This window comes from Erwinia sp. TECH1, from assembly GCF_054057575.1.
Genome location: NZ_JBSRZK010000001.1, coordinates 1169747 through 1191265 on the forward strand (window position 1 = coordinate 1169747; position 21519 = coordinate 1191265).

20 protein-coding genes are annotated in these 21519 nt (G+C 55.6%); 12 read left to right on the forward strand and 8 right to left on the reverse strand.

Translation table 11 applies throughout. The annotated features are described in order from the left end of the window. Positions 1-130 precede the first annotated feature (130 nt). Entirely contained in the window at positions 131-1564 is a 1434-nt protein-coding gene (gene clcA, locus ACVWZ0_RS05350) for a H(+)/Cl(-) exchange transporter ClcA (RefSeq protein ID WP_253455202.1), read from the forward strand. Positions 1565-1642: 78 nt separating this feature from the next. Beyond that, positions 1643-1987 carry an iron-sulfur cluster insertion protein ErpA gene (gene erpA, locus ACVWZ0_RS05355; RefSeq protein WP_125289078.1) on the forward strand — a complete coding sequence of 115 codons (345 nt, stop codon included), beginning with the start codon at positions 1643-1645 and terminating at the stop codon, positions 1985-1987. Between the two features lie 35 nt (positions 1988-2022). Here erpA and ACVWZ0_RS05360 read toward each other — a convergent pair whose 3' ends face one another. From ACVWZ0_RS05360 to mtnN, 3 genes are all read right to left on the reverse strand, one after another. Further along, on the reverse strand, positions 2023-2277 hold the full coding sequence (locus ACVWZ0_RS05360; protein WP_253455201.1) for a hypothetical protein: 255 nt from the start codon (positions 2275-2277) through the stop codon (positions 2023-2025). Between the two features lie 137 nt (positions 2278-2414). Then, a complete protein-coding gene (gene btuF / locus ACVWZ0_RS05365; protein ID WP_253455200.1) occupies positions 2415-3188 on the reverse strand; it encodes a vitamin B12 ABC transporter substrate-binding protein BtuF in 774 nt (257 codons plus the stop codon). Next, complete coding sequence (gene mtnN, locus ACVWZ0_RS05370) at positions 3181-3876, reverse strand: 5'-methylthioadenosine/S-adenosylhomocysteine nucleosidase (protein WP_253455199.1); 696 nt, start codon at positions 3874-3876, stop codon at positions 3181-3183. Before mtnN ends, btuF begins: the two co-directional genes overlap by 8 nt. Before the next feature lie 88 nt (positions 3877-3964). On the opposite strand from mtnN, the gene dgt reads away from it, so the two are divergent. The 3 genes from dgt to ACVWZ0_RS05385 all read left to right on the forward strand — a co-directional run bounded on the left by dgt (position 3965) and on the right by ACVWZ0_RS05385 (position 8373). After that, entirely contained in the window at positions 3965-5479 is a 1515-nt protein-coding gene (dgt, locus tag ACVWZ0_RS05375) for a dGTPase (protein WP_125289082.1), read from the forward strand. 145 nt (positions 5480-5624) lie between these two features. Then, positions 5625-7052 (forward strand): serine endoprotease DegP, encoded by a 1428-nt coding sequence (degP, locus tag ACVWZ0_RS05380; protein WP_253455198.1) that lies wholly within the window; start codon positions 5625-5627, stop codon positions 7050-7052. A gap of 163 nt (positions 7053-7215) precedes the next feature. Continuing rightward, a complete protein-coding gene (locus tag ACVWZ0_RS05385) occupies positions 7216-8373 on the forward strand; it encodes a CdaR family transcriptional regulator (RefSeq protein ID WP_125289084.1) in 1158 nt (385 codons plus the stop codon). 92 nt (positions 8374-8465) lie between these two features. Here the strand turns inward: ACVWZ0_RS05385 and ACVWZ0_RS05390 are convergent, their stop codons facing one another. From ACVWZ0_RS05390 to map, 5 genes are all read right to left on the reverse strand, one after another. After that, positions 8466-8858, reverse strand: coding sequence for a DUF3461 family protein (locus ACVWZ0_RS05390; RefSeq protein WP_253455197.1), 393 nt, complete (start codon positions 8856-8858; stop codon positions 8466-8468). A gap of 311 nt (positions 8859-9169) precedes the next feature. Then, positions 9170-9994 carry a 2,3,4,5-tetrahydropyridine-2,6-dicarboxylate N-succinyltransferase gene (dapD, locus tag ACVWZ0_RS05395; protein WP_125289086.1) on the reverse strand — a complete coding sequence of 275 codons (825 nt, stop codon included), beginning with the start codon at positions 9992-9994 and terminating at the stop codon, positions 9170-9172. 91 nt (positions 9995-10085) lie between these two features. Continuing rightward, positions 10086-12731, reverse strand: a complete 2646-nt coding sequence (gene glnD / locus ACVWZ0_RS05400; RefSeq protein WP_253455196.1) for a bifunctional uridylyltransferase/uridylyl-removing protein GlnD — start codon at positions 12729-12731, stop codon at positions 10086-10088. Positions 12732-12930: 199 nt separating this feature from the next. Next, on the reverse strand, positions 12931-13542 hold the full coding sequence (locus tag ACVWZ0_RS05405) for a CCDC90 family protein (RefSeq protein WP_253455195.1): 612 nt from the start codon (positions 13540-13542) through the stop codon (positions 12931-12933). A 395-nt stretch (positions 13543-13937) separates the two neighbouring features. Continuing rightward, positions 13938-14732 carry a type I methionyl aminopeptidase gene (map, locus tag ACVWZ0_RS05410; RefSeq protein ID WP_253455194.1) on the reverse strand — a complete coding sequence of 265 codons (795 nt, stop codon included), beginning with the start codon at positions 14730-14732 and terminating at the stop codon, positions 13938-13940. A gap of 330 nt (positions 14733-15062) precedes the next feature. Between map and rpsB the strand changes: the two genes are divergently transcribed. The 7 genes from rpsB to cdsA all read left to right on the forward strand — a co-directional run bounded on the left by rpsB (position 15063) and on the right by cdsA (position 21516). Then, positions 15063-15788, forward strand: a complete 726-nt coding sequence (rpsB, locus tag ACVWZ0_RS05415) for a 30S ribosomal protein S2 (RefSeq protein WP_253455193.1) — start codon at positions 15063-15065, stop codon at positions 15786-15788. A 206-nt stretch (positions 15789-15994) separates the two neighbouring features. Beyond that, entirely contained in the window at positions 15995-16846 is an 852-nt protein-coding gene (gene tsf / locus ACVWZ0_RS05420) for a translation elongation factor Ts (protein ID WP_253455192.1), read from the forward strand. Between the two features lie 145 nt (positions 16847-16991). Continuing rightward, positions 16992-17717, forward strand: a complete 726-nt coding sequence (gene pyrH / locus ACVWZ0_RS05425) for a UMP kinase (protein ID WP_253455191.1) — start codon at positions 16992-16994, stop codon at positions 17715-17717. Positions 17718-17835: 118 nt separating this feature from the next. After that, on the forward strand, positions 17836-18393 hold the full coding sequence (gene frr / locus ACVWZ0_RS05430) for a ribosome recycling factor (protein ID WP_125289093.1): 558 nt from the start codon (positions 17836-17838) through the stop codon (positions 18391-18393). A 124-nt stretch (positions 18394-18517) separates the two neighbouring features. Continuing rightward, the gene (ispC, locus tag ACVWZ0_RS05435; RefSeq protein ID WP_253455190.1) at positions 18518-19720 is read left to right on the forward strand and encodes a 1-deoxy-D-xylulose-5-phosphate reductoisomerase; all 1203 of its coding nucleotides are present in this window, start codon (positions 18518-18520) and stop codon (positions 19718-19720) included. 170 nt (positions 19721-19890) lie between these two features. Continuing rightward, positions 19891-20643 carry a (2E,6E)-farnesyl-diphosphate-specific ditrans,polycis-undecaprenyl-diphosphate synthase gene (gene ispU / locus ACVWZ0_RS05440; protein WP_253455189.1) on the forward strand — a complete coding sequence of 251 codons (753 nt, stop codon included), beginning with the start codon at positions 19891-19893 and terminating at the stop codon, positions 20641-20643. Positions 20644-20661: 18 nt separating this feature from the next. Further along, on the forward strand, positions 20662-21516 hold the full coding sequence (gene cdsA / locus ACVWZ0_RS05445; RefSeq protein WP_253455188.1) for a phosphatidate cytidylyltransferase: 855 nt from the start codon (positions 20662-20664) through the stop codon (positions 21514-21516). Positions 21517-21519 lie beyond the last annotated feature (3 nt).

The window sequence follows — 21519 nt, forward strand, 5'->3', positions numbered from 1 at the left end:
TTCTAAGGGAACAGACGGTCGGGTTGAAAGGCCGCTGGCGCTTTTGACACGAAAGGATCAGCTTTTCCTGGCGACAGCCGCGACGGGATGAGTAAAATATCAGCTTCGCCTGAACTGATACGAATGGACTATGCAGCAGACAACCTCTTCGTCCGACCAGTTACACGTGGTGCCAGCCCGACGCGGCGACTTTCTCCGCCTTCTATTGAGACGCGATAAAACGCCGGTCGTGGTGTTAATTATGGCAGGCATTGTCGGCCTGCTGGCCGGACTGGTAGGCGTCGCCTTCGAAAAAGCGGTGCACGGGGTCAGCCACTGGCGGTTGGCAATGCTGGCAGACGTTGAACAACACTGGATCCTGCTGTTTCCGCTGGCGTTTATCCTTTCCGCACTGCTGGCCGTCGTGGGGTACTATCTGGTGCGCCGCTTTGCGCCGGAAGCCTCAGGCTCCGGTATTCCGGAAATCGAAGGCGCGCTGGAAGAGCTGCGGCCGGTGCGCTGGTGGCGGGTAATCCCCGTTAAATTTATCGGCGGCATGGGAACGCTGGGCGCGGGCATGGTGCTGGGACGCGAAGGGCCGACGGTGCAGCTGGGCGGCAACATCGGCCGCATGGTGCTGGATATTTTCCGCCTGAAAAGCGCCGAGGCCCGCCACTCTTTGCTGGCTACCGGTGCGGCTGCCGGGCTTTCAGCCGCGTTTAACGCGCCGCTGGCGGGCATTCTGTTTATCATCGAAGAGATGCGTTTGCAGTTTCGCTACAGCGTTATCTCTATCAAGGCCGTGTTTATCGGCGTCATTATGTCCAGCATCGTGTTCCGCATTTTCAACGGCGAACACGCGGTGATCGCCGTCGGTAAACTTTCCAACTCGCCGGTCAACACGCTCTGGCTCTATCTGCTGCTGGGCATGATTTTCGGCATCGTTGGCGTAGCGTTTAACGCGCTGATTTTTAAAACGCAGGATATGTTTCAGCGCCTCCACGGCGGCAACCTGAAAAAAATTCTGATTATCGGTGCCGTGCTGGGGGGCGTTTGCGGCGTGCTGGGCGTCATCGAGCCGGAGGCTGCAGGCGGCGGCTTTGAGCTGATCCCCATTGCGGCGGCCGGTCATTATACCGTGGGCACGCTGCTGTTTATTTTTATCGCCCGCATGGCGACAACGCTGCTCTGTTTTGGCTCCGGCGCGCCGGGCGGTATTTTCGCGCCGATGCTGACGCTGGGCACGCTGCTGGGCACCGCGTTCGGCATGGCCAGCGCCTCGCTGTTTCCTGCTTATCAGCTGGAAGTCGGTACTTTTGCCATTGCGGGCATGGGCGCGCTGTTCGCCGCTTCGGTCAGGGCGCCGCTCACCGGCATCGTGCTGGTACTGGAAATGACCGATAATTATCAGCTTATTCTGCCGATGATTATCACCTGCCTTGGGGCAACCTTACTGGCGCAGTTTCTCGGCGGCAAACCGCTTTACTCCTCGCTGCTGGCGCGCACGCTGGAAAAACAGCAGCAGGCCGATGACGCGGTAGCAGCGGCTGCTAACACCACAACCGACAAACAGGCGCATACTTGATTGCTATACTGGTGTGTAAGATAATGGTGCGATTAATGGTCGAATTCTGACCGGCCCGAGTGCCTGATGGAGTATGAAATGAGTGAAGATGTAGCTCTGCCCCTGCAGTTTACCGAAGCAGCGGCCAGTAAAGTTAAAAACCTGATCTCAGATGAAGAGAATCCCGATCTGAAACTGCGTGTCTATATTACCGGCGGCGGTTGCAGCGGTTTCCAGTACGGCTTCACCTTTGACGATAAGGTCAACGATGGCGATATGACGATTGAAAAATCGGGCGTGGCGCTGGTGGTGGATCCTATGAGCCTGCAATATCTGGTTGGCGGCTCGGTGGACTATACCGAAGGGCTGGAAGGCTCGCGTTTTATCGTGACTAACCCGAACGCCAAAACCACCTGCGGCTGCGGTTCTTCTTTCAGTATCTGAATAAAAAACCCCGACGTTGCCGCCGGGGTTTTCGCTTACCATTCTACAGTGACCAGTTTCGACGTCTGGCGCGTTTCGCGGTTAGACGAAATCGCCGTCTGCGTGACTTTCGGCTGTGCGGCTCTTTGTTGGCCGCAGTCCACTGCAGGTGTTCTTGCTGTGATAGTACTCTGCCCGTCAATGTGACATTGGGAGTAAATGGTCAGCCTGACGCCAATGCTGCCGGTAATGGAAGCAGCAGCCGCCTGACCTGCCATCATCAGGCCTAAGGCCATATAAACGGCTTTCATTGCTGTAGTTTCCTGGTGTAAAAGGGCAAAAGCCCTGAAATGCCGGGCGGCGCTTATAACAGCCTTGCCGCCTCGTAATTAGGTTAACGACCATCTTCGTTGAAACTTTAACCGACTTTAGTACAGTGTCTGCCGTCTCAGGGCTGCAACTGACTGCACAATGCCCGTGCTGCCTGAAGAATGCGCGGGCCGGGCCGGCTGAGCCAGTCATCATTTATTACAATTACCTGCGCGTTGAGCTGTGGCCGCCAGAAGGCGCTGACGGCGGCGGCGTCACCTCCCGTCACGATGGCCTGCGGATGCCGCATTAAAACCTGCTCGCGGCTGACCTGAGGCCAGGCGACGCGGCTGTCGGCAAAGATGTTTTCGCCGCCGCACAGCTGTACGATTTCGTTTTGCAGCGTATTACGCGAGGCGGTGAAAAGCGGCCGCTGACCAAACTGTAAAAACACCGACACTTTGCGTGCGTGCTGATAGCGCCTCTGCAGATCATCCCACTGCTGCTGTAGCGCCGCCGCCTGCCTGTCAGCCTGTTCCGGGTGTGGACTGAAGGCTTTAAGATCGCGCACGGCGGCAATCATCTCGCCAATCGTGGCTGGCGCCAGCCACACCACCTTAATGCCGAAGGCTGCCAGCTGATCGACCTGTCGCTGCGGATTTCCCTCGCGCCAGGCAAGCACCACGTCCGGTTTCAGGTTGATGATGCGTTCAACGTTAATTCCCTGCCAGTTCGCCACCTGTTCGATAGCGGCGGCAGCGGGGGGATAGTCGGAATAAGCGCTGACGGCGACAGGCGTGATGCCTGCGGCAAAAGCCAGTTCGGTCAGGTTTGGCGCAAGGGTGATAACGCGGGGCGTGGCGGCTGCCGCTCCGTAACAGAGCAGCAGCAACAGGGCGAAAAGCTTAGCCACGAAGGTGGGTCAGCAGCGTTTCCACCAGCAGTGAGGACTGCTTAGCGGCAACGGTCAGGAACTCGTCAAAGCTCAGATGCGACTCCTGGTCGGCCACGTCGGAAATGGCTCGCACCACTACGAACGGCGTGCCGAACTGGTGGCAAACGTGAGCGATAGCGGTCGCTTCCATCTCTACGCCTACGGCCTGCGGGAAAGTCGTACGAATGCGCGCCAGCGGTTCGGCACCGTTAATAAAGGCATCGCCGCTCACGACCAGGCCGCGTACGGCGTTCAGGCCAAGCTTAGCGATGCAGCTTTCCGCCGCGGCAATCAGTTTATCATCGGCCGTAAAGGCTGCCGGACAGCCTGCCATCTGGCCTGGCTCGTAGCCGAAAGCGGTGACGTCGGCATCGTGATAGCGCACCTCGTCGGATACCACGATATCGCCGACCTTCAGCGTGGAGGCCAAACCGCCTGCGGAACCGGTATTGATCACAAAATCCGGTTTGCACAGCTCCAGCAGCAGCGTGGTGCCCATCGCCGCAGAAACTTTGCCGATACCCGATTTCAGCAGGGCAACCTCAACGCCGTTCAGCGTGCCGGTATAGATCTCGCAACCGGCCAGCGCGATAGTCTGACGGTTTTCAATTTTATCGCGCAGCAGGGTTACTTCCTGCTCCATCGCGCCAATAATGCCTGCTTTCATAGGAATGCTCGCTATTGTTGTGGAAGTTGTTCAATGTAGTGCATAGTTTATCATGATTAGCAGGTTTAACTCATCAGGGCGGGCTAGTATGACAGCGACAGATTTCAGGACGAAATTCAGTTTCGAGCGGCCCTTTAATAACCGCGAAAAGCCCGAAGGCGAATATTATATTACCCGCCATTTTGAAAGCGATCGCGGACGTATTATTAATTCGGCGGCTATTCGGCGACTTCAGCAAAAAACGCAGGTCTTTCCTCTGGAGCGAAACGCCGCCGTGCGCTCGCGGCTGACGCATTCGCTGGAGGTGCAACAGACCGGCCGCTATATCGTGAAAGAGGTGCTTCAGGCATTGCGAAAGCAGCCTGGCGGGCTGGAAAAGTACGGCCTGGCCGATTTAACCGGCGCCTTTGAAAGCCTGGTGGAAATGGCCTGCCTGCTGCATGACGTCGGTAATCCACCGTTCGGCCATTTTGGCGAGGCGGCGATCAACGACTGGTTCCGCGTGAATTTGCCCGGGCTGCTGACCGAGCCGCAGGAGGCCGGGGTTGATGACAGCGAGCAGAATGAAAAATTTCTCGCCATGAATGCCCGTCTTCGTCAGGATCTTTGCCATTTTGAGGGCAACGCGCAGGCTATTCGCCTGGTGCATACGCTGCTTCAGCTTAATCTTTCCTATGTACAGGTTGCCTGCATTTTAAAATACACGGCGCCGGCCTGGTTTCAGGGCGAAAAACCGCCGCAGTTTAGTACGCTGATGAAAAAGCCAGGCTATTATCTTTCCGAAGAGAAGTACGTGGCCGATCTGCTCAGGGCAACCAACACACAGCAATATCATCGTTTTCCGCTGACCTATATTATGGAAGCCGCCGACGATATCTCTTATTGTATTGCCGACCTGGACGACGCCGTAGAAAAAGCGATTTTCAGCGTCGACCAGCTTTATCAGTTTTTAGAAGATGAGTGGACGCTGCTGCGAAAAAACAAAAAGGTCACTTCTGACGAACTCTTTGTAAAGATTGTCGGCTTTGCTTACACCGAGGCGCAAAGTAAAGAGCGTTATCGCAGCCGGAGCGATACCTTTTTTATGAAGCTTCGCGTTAAAGTACAGTCCGCATTGGTCGAGCACGCCGTTAAACGCTTTGTCGATAATATCGGGCCAATCTGGCAGGGAAGTTTTAATCATTCGCTGCTTGAAGATGACGGCGATGAAAACCAGCTGCTGAATCTGTTTAAAAAAGTCGCCAGAAAGCACGTATTTAATCATCCGGAAGTCGAACAGCTGGAGCTGCAGGGTTATCGGGTTATAAAAGGCCTGCTGGATATTTATAAGCCATTATTACAGCTTTCTTATCAGGATTTTAACATGCTGATAAATGAGGATTTCCATCCGGACTACCCAATTGAAACACGTCTGTTTCATAAATTATCCGGCAAGCACCGGAAGGCTTATTCGGTGCATATGAAAAACCTGAAGATCGAACAGCGATTTGAACGTCTGCTCTGGGAGCGTTATTATCGGGCGCGTTTGCTGCAGGATTATGTCAGCGGCATGACCGATCTTTATGCCTGGGACGAATATCGTCGTTTGATGGCAGTGGAATAAGCGTTTTTTCCGGCGGGTTTGTAAAGGCAGAGAATATTTTTTTACTTTTCGCTGAAACTTATACATGAACTTAGCGTTAAAAAATGACTCTTACCAGCACGTCCGCTGCACGTTTCGCCTATCAGAACAGAAGAGAATCAGACGCATGAAAAAAACACTTTTAGCCAGCGCGCTGGCCCTGAGCCTGGGAATGGCCATGGGCCCGCTGACCGCTACGGCCGCAGAAACGGCTTCCTCTTCCAGCCAGCAGCTGCCAAGCCTGGCGCCGATGTTAGAAAAAGTGATGCCTTCAGTAGTGAGTATCAACGTTGAAGGAAGCACAACGGTACGTACGCCGCGTTTACCTCAGCAGTTCCAGCAGTTCTTCGGCGGCAACTCGCCTTTCTGTCAGGATGGTTCGCCTTTCCAGGGCTCGCCAATGTGTCAGGGCGGCGGGCCGCAGGGCGGAGCCGATACCCAACAGGAGAAATTCCGCGCGCTGGGTTCAGGCGTAGTCATCAACGCAGAGAAAGGCTATGTCGTTACCAATAATCACGTGGTCGATAACGCGACGAAAATTCAGGTGCAGCTGAGCGATGGCCGCAAATACGAAGCTAAGGTGATCGGCAAAGATCCGCGCTCCGATATTGCGCTGATCCAGCTTAAAGATGCGAAGAACCTTACGGCGATTAAGATTGCGGATTCCGATAACCTTCGCGTCGGCGACTACACCGTGGCGATTGGCAACCCCTATGGGCTGGGCGAAACGGTTACCTCCGGCATCGTTTCCGCGCTGGGCCGCAGCGGCCTGAACGTGGAAAACTATGAAAACTTTATTCAGACGGATGCGGCTATCAACCGGGGCAACTCCGGCGGCGCGCTGGTGAACCTCAACGGCGAGCTGATCGGCATTAACACCGCCATTCTGGCACCGGACGGCGGCAATATCGGCATCGGCTTCGCCATCCCAAGCGATATGGTGAAAAACCTGACGGCGCAAATGGTGGAATATGGTCAGGTGAAACGCGGCGAGTTGGGGATCATGGGCACCGAGCTGAACTCCGAGCTGGCGAAAGCAATGAAGGTGGACGCGCAGCGCGGCGCCTTTGTCAGCCAGGTACTGCCGAATTCTTCGGCGGCGAAGGCGGGCGTAAAAGCGGGCGACGTGGTGATTTCCATCAACGGCAAGCAGATTTCCAGCTTTGCAGCGCTGCGCGCGCAGGTCGGATCGCTGCCGGTCGGCACTAAAATGGCGTTGGGGCTGATCCGCGACGGCAAACCGATGACGGTCAACGTTGAGCTGCAGCAAAGCTCGCAGGCGAAAGTCGATTCCGGCAATATCTATGTCGGTATTGAGGGCGCCGATCTCAGCAACTACGATGCAAAAGGCATGAAGGGCGTGAAGGTCGATGACGTTAAGGCGGGCTCCGCCGCGGCGCGTATTGGCCTGAAGAAAGACGACGTGATTTTGGGCGTTAACCAGCAGGCGGTTGCTAACCTGGGCGAGCTGCGCAAAATCCTCGACGGCAAACCTTCCGTGCTGGCGCTGAACATTCTGCGCGGCGACGCCTCTATCTATTTGTTAATGCAGTAACTTCCTGCCGGATGCTGGCCCATAAGGCCAGCATCCCCCTTAACAACGCCTTTTCATCTTTCCGCTTATTTTTACACTCTGGATCACGCCTGGTGCATTTGCATGATGTCGCGACGCCAGCCTGCAGGTATGCTGGCCCGACGAGACATTTCAGGAGTGACGGATGGCCACCTATCATCTTGATGCCCGCCTTGCGCAGGAAATCGTTGCCCGCACCATGAAAATAATTGACAGCAATGTCAACGTGATGGACGCACGTGGCCGGATCATCGGCAGCGGCGACCGGGAACGTATTGGAGAAATGCACGAAGGCGCGCTGTTGGCGCTGTCTCAGGCACGGATCGTGGATATTGATGAAGCGGTAGCAAGACATCTGCACGGCGTGCGGCCCGGCATCAATCTGCCTATGCGTATCGATGGCGAGATCGTCGGCGTTATCGGCCTGACCGGCGAGCCGGAATCGCTGCGGCACTATGGCGAGCTGGTTTGCATGACGGCAGAAATGATGCTGGAACAGGCGCGACTGCTACATATGCTGGCGCAGGACAGCCGTCTGCGCGAAGAGCTGGTGCTGAATCTTATTCGCAGCGACACGCTTTCTCCGGCGCTGAACGAATGGGCGCAGCGGTTACGCATCGATCTTAACCAGCCGCGCGTGGTGGCAGTGGTCGAGGTCGACAGCGGCCAGCTTGGCGTGGACAGCGCCATGTCGGAACTGCAGCAGCTGCAAACGCTGCTTACCACGCCAGAGCGGGATAATTTAATCGCCATCGTGTCGCTGACCGAGATGGTGGTGTTGAAACCTGCTTTTAACTCACATGGTCGCTTTGACGCGGAAGACCACCGTAAACGGGTGGCGCTTTTGCAGTCCAGAATGAAAGAAAACGGCCATCTGCGAATGCGTATTGCCTTGGGCAACTTTTTTACCGGGCCGGGCAGCATCGCCCGCTCTTATCGCACCGCGCGCACTACCATGCTGGTAGGCAAACAGCGTATGCCGGAAGAACGCAGCTATTTCTATCAGGATCTGGTGTTGCCCGTGCTGCTGGACAGCCTGCGCGGCGGCTGGCAGGCCGGAGAGCTGTCCCGACCGCTGGCAAAGCTGAAGGCCATGGACAATAATGGCCTGCTGAGAAGAACGCTAATCGCCTGGTTCAGCCACAACGTGCAGCCTTCAGCTACCGCGAAAGCGCTTTATATTCATCGTAATACGCTGGAATACCGGCTTAACCGCATTTCCGAGCTGACAGGGCTGAATCTGAGTAGTTTTGACGACAGGCTGCTGCTTTACGTAGCGTTGCAGCTGGATGATGAGCCTTAAAGCGTTGGCCGCAGAAGCTTAGAAAAGAGTGACCAATGCGCCAGGCCCTGACGCATTGAAGAACGGAAACAGAGCAGGGAGTAACGGCGCGCTTAGCGGCTATTGCGCGTCAGTTTTTCCAGATCGGCCTCAATTTCGGCGATCTTGTTGGTTACCACGCCTTCCAGATGACGCAGATCGTCCAGGATTTTGCGTTTCAGATCGACTTCCACCTGATCGCGCTGGCAGATCTGATCCAGCTCGTCAATCACGTAACGCAGGTTAGGGCTGATCTCCTGGATCTCTTTGAATCCCTGGCTGACGTTATCGGCCACCACGGTTTTGCGCTGGCGCGGATATTTAAACTTCACGCTTTTAGCGAAAAACTCACCCTTGTCTTTGCGAAAGTAGATTTTCAGAATGTCGTTGCTGGCTTCCTGACGCAGGCTGTAGCGATCGATGTCGTCGGGATTGGCGATACCTAAACCTTTCAGATTGTCATACATAAGATTTTTTCCTGTGCGGGAGAATAGTCATTCGGCTGCGCTTTACAAATACTCTGTGGTGCAAGGTGCGGTTTTTACCGGCCGCGCTGCGGCGGCACGTTGCTCCCTGTTTTTGCCAGGCCTGCTCGTCCCGTGCTCAGCTGAGTATATGTGAAAATCTGAAAAGGGGCGGGTAACCTGTACGCTTGTTGGCGCGGATTATCGCCTGGTTATTGCGCAATAGCATTACTTATTTTTTTATGGAAAACATCTTTTTAAGGCGGGCGTGTAAAGAAAAACTGACGGGCCGCAAAGCGCGGCCCGAAGGAGAATTAGTCGATGGTACGCAGCAGTTCGTTGATGCCGACTTTGCCGCGGGTTTTCGCATCTACTTTTTTCACGATAACCGCGCAGTACAGGCTGTAGCTGCCGTCTTTGGAAGGCAGGTTGCCGGAAACCACTACGGAGCCGGCAGGCACGCGGCCGTAGTGCACTTCGCCGGTTTCGCGGTCGTAGATTTTGGTGCTCTGGCCAATGTAGACGCCCATAGAAATCACCGCGCCTTCTTCAACGATCACGCCTTCCACGATTTCAGAGCGCGCGCCGATAAAGCAATTGTCTTCGATGATGGTCGGGTTAGCCTGCAGCGGTTCCAGCACGCCGCCGATACCGACGCCGCCGGACAGGTGCACGTTTTTACCAATCTGCGCACAGGAGCCAACGGTCGCCCAGGTGTCCACCATTGAGCCTTCATCAACATAAGCGCCAATATTGACATAAGAAGGCATCAGCACGGTATTGCGTGCGATAAAAGCGCCCTGACGAACGGCAGCCGGCGGCACCACGCGGAAACCTTCTTTCTTAAAGCGAGCGTCGTCGTAATCGGCAAATTTCATCGGAACTTTGTCGTAATAACGGCTTTCTGCGCCATCAATCACCTGATTGTCATTGATGCGGAAAGAGAGCAGCACGGCCTTTTTCAGCCACTGATGCGTCACCCACTGGCCGTCGATCTTCTCAGCTACGCGCAGCGCGCCGCTATCCAGCAGCGCGATAACCTGGTTAACCGCTTCTCGCGTAACGGTATCGGCATTGGCTGGGGTAATCTCGGCGCGGCGCTCAAAGGCGCTCTCAATAACACTCTGTAACTGTTGCATTAATTAAGCTTTCCTGTGTCAAATCATGTTTCGGGACGCGCCTGCAGCTAATCGGCCGCGCGCCCGAAAGCGGGGTAAAAGTAAATCCTGGTCACACTTTATCGTTTGGATTAAGGGCCTCTGTCAACCGTTGTCGCAACTCGTGGCGTAATTCGCGGCTGAGCGCGCGGCGATCGCTGTTGGCCAGGATAAACAGATCCTCGACGCGCTCGCCGATGGTGCTGATGCGCGCGCCGTGCAGCGATACGTTCAGATCGGCGAAGATCTCCCCAACGCGCGCCAGCAGACCCGGCTGATCCAGGGCGATCAGTTCCATATAGGTGCGTCTGTCGGTATGGCTCGGTAAGAATTTCACTTCGGTATCCACGCTAAAATGTTTTAGCCTGGCCGACTGGCGGCGGACTCTCGCTGGCTGGAAGCTGGTTTGCCCGATAGCCTGATCCAGCGCCTGGCGGATGGCCTCGTGTCGATCCGGTGCCAGCGGGCTGCCGTCCGGCTCCAGCACGATAAAGGTATCCATCGCCATGCCGTCGCGGCTGGTAAAGATCTGCGCGTCGTGCACGCTAAGGTTGCGTCTGTCCAGCTCGCCCGCCACGGTGGCGAACAGATAAGGACGGTCCGGGCTCCAGATAAAAATTTCCGTGCCGCCGCGTGTCGCCTGAGGGCTGAGCAGCACCAGCGGCTTCGACAGATCGTGTTCCATCAAATGACGAGCGTGCCAGGCCAGCTGGTTTGGCGTGTGGCGCAGGAAATAGTCCGCTCTGCAACGCGCCCAGATATCGCGCAGCGCCTGCTCATCCAGATTGTCCATACGCAGCAGCGCCAACGCCTGCAAACGGTGATGGCGGACGCGTTCTCGCAGATCAGGGCTGTGTTCCATTCCGCGCCGCAGCTGTTTCTCGGTAGCGAAAAACAGCTCGCGCAGCAGGCTCTGCTTCCAGCTATTCCACAGTGTTTCGTTGGTGGCGCAGATATCCGCTACGGTCAGACAAACCAGATAGCGCAGCCGGTTTTCGTTCTGCATCACCTCCGCGAAATGCTGGATCTCGGTGGGATCCTGAATATCGCGCCGCTGCGCCGTCACCGACATCAGCAGATGGTGACGTACCAGCCAGGCGACCAGCTGCGTTTCCCGCGAGTTCAGCCCATGCAGCTCGGCAAATTCCAGCGCGTCCTGCGCGCCCAGCACGGAGTGATCGCCGCCGCGGCCTTTGGCGATATCGTGAAACAGTCCGGCCATCAGCAGCAGCTCCGGCTGCGGCAGACGCGGCCAAATCTCTACGCAGAGCGGATGGCGTGGACGAGTCGCTTCATTGGCGAAGCTTTCCAGCTTTTGCAGGACGCGAATAGTATGCTCATCCACGGTATAGGCGTGAAACAGGTCAAACTGCATCTGGCCGACAATATTGCCCCACTGCGGCATATAGGCCCACAGCACGCTGTGACGATGCATAGGTACCAGCGCCCGGCTTACCGCGCCCGGATGTCGCAGGATGGACAGAAACAGCTCCCGCGCTTTGGGAAGCGTGCACAGCGGCTGCTGAAGCTGACGACGGGCAAAGCGCAGCTGGCGCAGCGTGGTGGAATAGATGCCGGTAATATTCGGCGTGCGCACCATCGTGTAAAACATGCGCATGATAGCAACCGGGTCGCGAGCGAACAGCGTTTCGTCAATCAAATCGATTAAGGTGCCGCGCAGCTGAAATTCATCGTCAATGGCGCGCGGTTTTTCATCCTCGCCCAGCGCCAGGATAGCCTCGTCGAACAGCTGTAGCAGCATCTGGTTCAGCTCGCCGATACGGCCGGTAACGCGATAAAAATCTTTCATCATGCGCTCGACCGGCTCGTTGCCTTCGCCCTGATAGTTCAGACGCTGCGCCACGTTCAGCTGGCGATCGAACAGCAGCCGGTTATCGTAGCGGCTGAGCGTCAGATGCAGGGCGAAACGTATACGCCACAGCAGGGACTGACACTCGTTCAGCTCGTTGCGCTCGGCCTGCGTCAGAAAGCCAAAACCGACCATTTCATCCAGGGACGTGGCGCCAAAGTGGCGGCGCGCCACCCACAGCAGCGTATGGATATCGCGCAGGCCGCCGGGACTGCTTTTGATATCCGGCTCCAGGTTATAACTGGTACCGTGATAGCGCTGGTGGCGCTCCTGCTGCTCGGCAATTTTGGCGGCGAAAAAGCGATCGGAAGGCCAGAATCCTTCGCTGAAAACGTTTTTCTGCAGTTCGAGAAACAGCGCGACGTCGCCGACCAGCAGGCGTGATTCAATCAGGTTGGTCGCGACGGTAAGATCTGACAGGCCTTCCAACAGGCACTCTTCCAGCGTTCTCACGCTGTGGCCCACTTCCAGCTTCAAATCCCACATCAGCGTCAGCAGCTCGCTGGTGCGCTGGGCATCCTCTTCGGAAAGCGGCCGTCGGCTCAGAATCAACACATCAATATCGGATAGAGGATGCAGCTCGGCCCGCCCGTAGCCGCCCACGGCAACCAGCGCGATATCCTCCTGCTCCGGGAAACCGTAAAAGCGCCACAGGCGACGCAGCAGACGATCGATAAACAGCGTGCGGGCGGCGATAAGCTGCTCAACGGCTTCTCCGGCGTCAAAGGCCTGGCCCAGCCGCTGCTGGAAGTCATCAAGGTGCTGCTTCAGCGTATCGCGCGTCAGCTCCGCATCTGTCCATTCAGCAGGAGAATATGCCTGCCCGTAATCTCTAATTATCGTGTTCACGCCAGCGCTCCCGCATTCTCTGCCGCACAAAGACAAGCAGTGACAATAGCGTTTACCGGCACCCGAGATCAAAAGAAACTGGCAGATAGCAGATGGAATTTTTACCGCCGTGCTGGCTGGCAGAGCGGTAAAAAAAGAGGGAGGGCCAAATGGGTGAGTGGCCTGCCTCACTGTCGGCGGTCAGAGAACGAACGGAGCGCTATTTAAACCAGGCCGCGACGGTAGCAATAGCGGCAAGCGTGGCGGGGATAATCGTCAGCAACAGAACGGTTTGCTTGTTGATAGCTTTCTGTAACGTCTCATGAATTTCGCCCCGCAGGGAGACAATGTCACCTTTCAGCTCGCCTTTTAAGGAAGCCATATCCTCTTTCAGCTCGCCTTTTAAGGAAGCCATATCCTCTTTCAGCTCGCCTTTTAAGGAAGCTATATCCTCTTTCAGCTCGCCCCTTAACGAGGCCATTTCCTCCTTGAGCTCGCCGCGCATAAGCGCCATCTCGCCTCGTAACGAAATGAATTCGCCTTTAAATTCGCCGCCCATAAATGTCATTCGCTCTGTAAGCTCGCCGCGCATTGTCGCCATTTCAGTGCGAACATTCGCGACATCGGCGTGGGTGGCGAAACTCTCGGAGCGTACGGTAAGCACAGCCAGATTGTGGCTGATTACGGCGACATCGTTTTCAAGCTTCCTTACTCGCGGTTCGATATTCTCTGTCATGCCTCCTCCTCTATCGCCGCCTGAAGAGCGCAGCGCAGGCAGTCCGGGTTTATGATCGGCGTCATTCAAAAGTGCATCCCTGAGCGCGTAACCCATAGCTGCCTCCTTGATTCGTTTCCTCCTCTGGCCAGCGTGCGGCCACAGAGCAGAGGCACAGGCCTCCACAATCGGCACGGCGTCCCAACTCGTTATTAATTGTTTGCGCTAAAAGGAATGGCTTTTCCATTTGCTTGATCTCCCTGTGTAAATTAGCTGCTTCCTGCAGAAAGGCTACGGGGTAATGCCCCTACACTTTTCATGCCTTGAGCAATTTACAACCACAAGGTTAATCAGGTCCAATGAAAAAAAGTGTTCGTAAACCCTGGGCTGAATAGAAAGCCCGTCAGGCTGGATGGAAGGCAGGCAGCGAGAGCGGTAAAGAAAGATCCGGGGTGAGAGAGCAATGCTTTTGACCCGGCAGCAAAGCTGCCTGCCGGGTTATTTGACAAAGATTACGCGTCGGCGGTCAGGATTGCCGGGATGGTATCGTCTTTACGCAGCGTCATAATCTCGCAGCCTGTTTCCGTCACCACGATGGTGTGTTCATACTGGGCGGAAAGACTGCGGTCTTTGGTTTTCACCGTCCAGCCGTCTTTCATGCTGCGAATGCGATAATCGCCTGCGTTAACCATCGGCTCGATGGTAAAGGCCATACCGGCCTGCAGCACCACGCCGCCGTCGTCCGCGTCATAGTGCAGCACCTGCGGTTCTTCATGAAAGCCTTTGCCGATGCCGTGACCGCAATATTCGCGTACTACGGAAAAATCCTGTGCTTCAACAAATTTCTGGATTTCGCGACCGATAGTGCGCAGGCGAATCCCTGGCTTCACCATACGCAGCGCCAGATAGAGGCTCTCCTGAGTTACGCGGCAAAGGCGTTCGCCCTGGATAGTCGGTTTGCCGACGATATACATTTTAGAGGTATCGCCGTGATATTCGTCTTTAATGACGGTTACGTCGATATTGACGATATCGCCATCCTTCAGGATTTTATCATCGCTTGGAATACCGTGGCACACCACTTCGTTGACCGAGATGCAAACGGATTTAGGGAAGCCGTGATAGCCCAGGCTGGCCGAAACGGCTTGCTGGGTGTTAACGATATAGTCATGGCACAGGCGATCGAGTTCGCCGGTGCTGACGCCGGGCTTGACGTGCTCTTCGATCATTTCCAGCACTTCTGCCGCCAGGCGACCGGCTACGCGCATTTTCGCGATTTCTTCAGGGGTTTTGATTGTAATTGCCATTAATTTAGTCCGCAGCTGTCGCTATTTTCGACAATAATAAAGGAAGTGCAGCAATGTTAGCAGCCCACCTGGCCGCTGCCAATTCCCGTTTACGGCGCGGCAGGTAAAGCGAACAATCATTGGCTTCACCTGCGTCTTTATGGTATAAAGCGCGCCGACGATTCTCTGTGGGCAAGATTGCAGAGAAACGCATAACTCTCACTATGTGTAAATAACACACATGTATCGACACGTACGCCGGGGTGCCTTAAAGCGCTGCGCAAGCGGCCCGAGAGGTCGGTCGTATGGGATACATGGAGGCTTAACCCCAATCAATTTACAGAGGTAATCATGGCAACTGTTTCCATGCGCGACATGCTCAAGGCTGGTGTACACTTCGGTCACCAGACCCGTTACTGGAACCCAAAAATGAAGCCATTCATTTTCGGCGCTCGTAACAAAGTTCACATCATCAACCTTGAAAAAACTGTACCAATGTTCAACGAAGCGCTGGCTGAACTGAACAAGATCGCTGCCCGTAAAGGCAAGATTCTGATCGTTGGTACCAAGCGCGCTGCAAGCGAAGCGGTAAAAGAGTCTGCGCTGAGCTGCGACCAGTTCTTCGTAAACCATCGCTGGTTAGGCGGTATGCTGACCAACTGGAAAACCGTTCGTCAGTCCATCAAGCGTCTGAAAGATCTGGAAACTCAGTCTCAGGATGGCACCTTTGACAAACTGACCAAAAAAGAAGCGCTGATGCGTGCTCGTGAACTGGCCAAGCTGGAAAACAGCCTGGGCGGGATCAAAGACATGGGCGGCCTGCCAGACGCGCTGTTCGTTGTCGATGCTGACCACGAACACATCGCTATCAAAGAAGCAAACAACCTGGGCATCCCGGTTTTCGCTATCGTTGATACCAACTCTGATCCAGACGGCGTTGACTACATCATCCCAGGCAACGACGATGCAATCCGTGCTGTAAGCCTGTACCTGACCGCTGTGGCTACCACCGTACGTGAAGGTCGCTCTCAGGACCTGGCTCAGCAGGCAGAAGAAAGCTTCGCTGAAGCTGAGTAATAAGGTTTGCTCCACAGAGAGCCCTTATACCCGTCAGGGTAAAATCAGATGTTAATCTGTAAGGGGCCTTAATTGGCCCCTTTATTTTGAATTCGCTTTGCCGCTGGTGACCCATCGGCGGGGCAATATTTCTCCCGAGAAACAGGCATCTGTTGTGGCGCCATCAGGCGAACCGGGCAGGTGCTGAGCTAACCGAGGATTCGAGAATGGCTGAAATTACTGCTGCTCTGGTAAAAGAACTGCGCGAGCGCACTGGCGCTGGCATGATGGATTGTAAAAAAGCGCTGACCGAAGCTAGCGGCGACATCGAGCTGGCGATCGAGAACATGCGTAAATCTGGCGCGATCAAAGCGGCGAAAAAAGCAGGCAACGTGGCTGCTGACGGCGTGATCAAAACCAAAATCGACGGCAACTACGGCGTGATCCTGGAAGTTAACTGCCAGACCGACTTCGTTGCTAAAGACGGCGGTTTCCAGGCGTTCGCTGACAAGGTGCTGGATGCGGCTGTTGCCGGCAAAATCACCGATGTTGAAGTGCTGAAAGCGCAGTTCGAAGAAGAGCGCGTTGCGCTGGTTGCTAAAATCGGCGAAAACATCAACATTCGTCGCGTCGCGACCCTGGAAGGCGACGTGCTGGGCAGCTACCTGCATGGCGCACGTATCGGCGTACTGATCTCTGCAACCAACGCTGACGAAGAGCTGGTTAAGCAGCTGGCCATGCACGTTGCGGCAAGCAAGCCAGAGTTCGTTAAGCCAGAAGACGTGTCTGCAGACGTGGTAGAGAAAGAATACCAGGTTCAGCTGGATATCGCGATGCAGTCCGGTAAGCCGAAAGAAATCGCAGAGAAAATGGTTGAAGGCCGCATGAAGAAATTCACCGGCGAAGTTTCTCTGACCGGTCAGCCTTTCGTGATCGACCCGTCTAAAACCGTTGGCCAGCTGCTGAAAGAGCAGAACGCTGACGTGGTTAACTTCATCCGCTTTGAAGTGGGCGAAGGCATTGAGAAAGCTGAAACCGATTTCGCAGCAGAAGTTGCGGCGATGTCTAAGCAGTCTTAATCGTTTGACCAGAACCGCCATCCGGCGGTTCTTTTTTATCTGCCGTATCCGGCAATTTTCAGTCTCATCCCAATAGCATTTTCTCACTACTCGCGGGATGATAGCGCAGATTTAACTCCTCAATACTGCTTCCAGGAAAAAAACCATGGCGACCAATGCAAAACCTGTTTATCAACGTATCCTGCTGAAACTGAGCGGCGAAGCTCTGCAAGGCGCGGAAGGCTTCGGTATCGACGCCAGCGTGCTGGATCGTATGGCTCAGGAAGTGAAGGAACTGGTTGAGCTGGGTATTCAGGTAGGTGTGGTTATCGGTGGCGGCAACCTGTTCCGCGGTGCGGGCCTGGCACAGGCCGGCATGAATCGCGTTGTGGGCGACCACATGGGTATGCTGGCAACCGTAATGAACGGTCTGGCGATGCGTGACGCGCTGCACCGCGCCTACGTTAATGCTCGTCTGATGTCGGCTATTCCGCTGAACGGCGTATGTGACAACTACAGCTGGGCAGAAGCGATCAGCCTGCTGCGCAACAACCGCGTGGTGATCTTCTCCGCCGGCACCGGCAACCCGTTCTTTACTACGGATTCGGCGGCCTGCCTGCGCGGTATCGAAATCGAAGCGGACGTCGTGCTGAAAGCGACCAAGGTTGACGGCGTTTACTCTGACGATCCGGTAAAAAATCCGGACGCCACGATGTACGATCAGCTGAGCTACACCGAAGTGTTGGAACGTGAATTGAAAGTGATGGATCTGGCCGCCTTTACGCTGGCCCGCGACCATAAACTGCCGATCCGCGTCTTCAATATGAACAAGCCGGGCGCGCTGCGCCGCGTAGTGATGGGTGAAAAAGAAGGCACCCTGATTACGCAATAATGTCCGTTAGCACATAAAATAAGGTATATTCTGCCTTTGTAGTGCGTTACGCACGCTAACAGATAGCTAACAGGCTCTTCTGAGCCTGTCAGGTTAACCAGAATTCAAGGGTTACAACGTGATTAACGAAATCAGAAAAGATGCTGAAACGCGCATGGACAAGTGCCTGGAAGCATTTAAAAACCACATCAGCAAAATCCGCACCGGCCGCGCGTCGCCAAGCATTCTTGACGGCATCATGGTCGATTATTACGGCTCCGCCACGCCGCTGCGTCAGCTGGCCAGCGTAACCGTGGAGGATTCCCGTACGCTGAAAATCAACGTATTTGACCGCTCGATCAGCGCGGCCGTTGAAAAAGCGATCATGGCTTCTGACCTGGGCCTGAACCCAAGCTCAGCGGGCAGCGACATTCGCGTGCCGCTTCCGGCGCTGACGGAAGAGCGTCGAAAAGACCTGATTAAAATCGTGCGCGGCGAAGCCGAGCAGGGTCGCGTTTCCGTACGTAACGTGCGTCGCGATGCCAACGATAAGGTTAAAGCGCTGCTGAAAGATAAAGAAATCAGCGAAGATGAAGAGCGTCGTTCTCAGGATGATATCCAGAAAATGACCGACGTGTTCATCAAGAAAGTCGATGCCGCGCTGGCAGAAAAAGAAGCGGAGCTGATGGACTTCTGAGTCGATCCGCGCCGTGACTTAACGCCGTACAGGGTGCCTTTTTCGGAGGGTAGTCTTACGGCGTTTTGCATTTAATCCCCTGGCTGGCGACTTATCGTCGCAGGTCACTACACAGAGCACCTTCATGAAGCAACTGACCATTCTCGGTTCCACCGGTTCAATCGGTACCAGCACGCTGGCCGTCATTAAAGCGAATCCCGATCTGTTCGCCGTTAAGGCGCTGGTGGCCGGGCATAACGTCGGGCTGATGGCGGAACAGTGTCTCGCTTTCCGGCCGGCTTATGCGGCCATGGCCGACGAGAAGTCCGCCAGCGCCTTACGGCTGCGGTTGAAAGAGCTGAACGTGGCGACCGAGGTGCTGAGCGGCGAACAGGCTGCCTGCGATCTGGCCGCGCTGGACGACGTGGATCAGGTTATGGCGGCGATCGTTGGCGCGGCAGGCCTGCTGCCGACGCTGGCGGCCATACGCGCCGGTAAGGCCGTGCTGTTGGCCAACAAAGAGTCGCTGGTCACCTGCGGCCAGCTGTTTCTGGAGGCGGTAAGCGAATTTAAAGCGCAGCTGCTGCCGGTCGATAGCGAGCATAATGCCATTTTTCAGAGTTTGCCCGCTTCCCTCCAGCGCCAGTTAGGATACGCTTCTCTACAAGATAATGGCATTGACAGCATTATTCTTACGGGGTCGGGTGGCCCTTTCCGTGAAACGCCGCTGGCGGACCTGGCGCAGATGACGCCGGATCAGGCCTGCGCGCATCCGAACTGGACAATGGGGCGAAAAATCTCCGTTGATTCGGCCACCATGATGAATAAAGGTTTGGAATATATTGAAGCCCGCTGGCTTTTTAACGCGACCGACGCGCAGATGGAAGTGGTGCTGCATCCGCAATCGGTGATCCATTCCATGGTGCGCTACCGTGACGGCAGCGTGCTGGCGCAAATGGGGTCGCCGGATATGCGTACGCCTATCGCTCACGTAATGGCCTGGCCGCAGCGAGTGCAGTCCGGCGCAAAACCGTTGGATTTTGCCCGCATGAGCGCCCTGACGTTCGCCGAGCCGGACTACGCGCGTTATCCCTGCCTCAAGCTGGCTATCGACGCCTGTAAAACCGGGCAGGCCGCGACTACCGCGCTGAACGCCGCTAATGAGATTGCCGTTGCCGCTTTTCTGGATGCGCAAATCCGATTTACCGATATTGCGCGAGTGAATATGAGCGTTCTGGAAACGCTTTCCTGCCGCGAGCCGGAAAGCGTGGAGGCGGTACTGGATATCGACAGGCGCGCGCGCGCTACGGCGAAAACCTGTTTGTCGCGTTTTCCAACCGCACGCTAACCAGCGTGCGTTTGTGGGGCAGGGGTGGAGGTGTTACAATCTGCGCCCGTCCTTAAAGCGACGTAGCGATACAGCGACAGCTGCCGTGGCCGACACGGCTTTTTTACGTCAAGCGGGCAAACTATTTCAGAAACCGTCGTATTTCTGATTAAAGGAAATAATTACGCGTTATGTCGTCCGAAAATCAAATAAAAACCGATGACCAGTCGGGAGAAAATCCCCGCCACGTGGCCATCATTATGGATGGCAATGGCCGCTGGGCCAAAAACCAGGGGAAAATGCGCATTACCGGCCATAAGGCGGGCGTAAAGTCCGTGCGCCGCGCGGTAAGCTTTGCCGTCAGCAATAAGCTGGATGCGCTGACCCTGTATGCCTTCAGCAGCGAAAACTGGAACCGTCCTCCGCAGGAAGTGATGGCGCTGATGGAGCTGTTTGTCTGGGCTCTGGACAGCGAGGTGAAAAGCCTCCATAAACATAACGTACGCCTGCGAATTATTGGCGATACGGGCCGATTTAACGCTCGTTTGCAGGAGCGTATCCGGCGCGCCGAGGAACTGACTCAGCAAAATAATGGACTTACCCTGAACATTGCCGCGAATTATGGCGGACGTTGGGATATTATTCATAGCGTCAGGAAAATTGCAGAACAGGTGCAGGAAGGTCTGGTTCGTCCGGATCAGATCGAGGAAGAAACCCTCGCACAGCATCTTTGTCTCAACGATCTGGCACCTGTGGATCTGGTAATAAGGACAGGGGGAGAGCATCGAATCAGTAATTTCTTGCTGTGGCAGGTTGCCTATGCGGAGTTCTTTTTTACCGATGTTCTTTGGCCTGATTTTGATGAACAAGTTTTTGAAGGTGCACTGAATGCGTTTGCACAACGAGAGCGTCGCTTTGGCGGCGCAGCACCCGGCGGCGCCTGAGCGCACTGGGGGTAATCCTTGCTGAAGTCACGCCTGATTACCGCATTGATACTTATCCCGATTGTGATTGCGGCGCTGTTTCTGCTGCCGCCTGCCGGTTTTGCTATCGTCACGCTGGCTATCTGTATGCTGGCGGCGTGGGAGTGGGGTCAGTTCGCTGGCCTGGCCTCCAGCTCCCAGCGCGTCTGGCTCGCGGTTCTGTGCGGGCTGCTACTGGCGTTCATGACGTTTACGCTGCCTGCTTACCATCCTGTGCATCTTCCCCTTATTGCGGGCTCGCTTTGGGCGGCGCTGGGCTGGTGGATAGTTGCGCTGCTGCTGGTGTTGACCTATCCCGTATCCGCCGCGCTGTGGCGCTCGTCTCGTGCTTTACGCCTGTTGTTTGGTATTCTGACCATTGTGCCCTTCTTCTGGGGCATGGTGGCGCTGCGCCAGTATCATTACGACAGCGACCATTTTGCCGGCGCCTGGTGGCTGCTCTATGTGCTGTTTCTGGTATGGGGCGCGGATTCCGGGGCCTACATGTTTGGTCGTCTGTTCGGCAAACACAAGCTGGCGCCAAAAGTTTCGCCGGGGAAAACCTGGGAAGGGTTTTTTGGCGGCCTGGTCACTACGGGCATTATCGCCTGGCTGTTCGGGCTGTGGGCGCCGCTGAGCGTATCGCCTGTGACGCTGCTGACCTGCTCCATTGTCGCCACGCTGGCTTCCGTATTGGGCGATTTGACCGAGAGCATGTTCAAGCGCGAAGCGGGCATTAAAGACAGCGGACAGCTTATTCCAGGTCATGGTGGTATTCTGGATCGTATCGATAGCCTGACGGCGGCGGTGCCGGTATTCGCCTGCCTGCTGTTGCTGGCTTTCGGCACGCTATAAGGG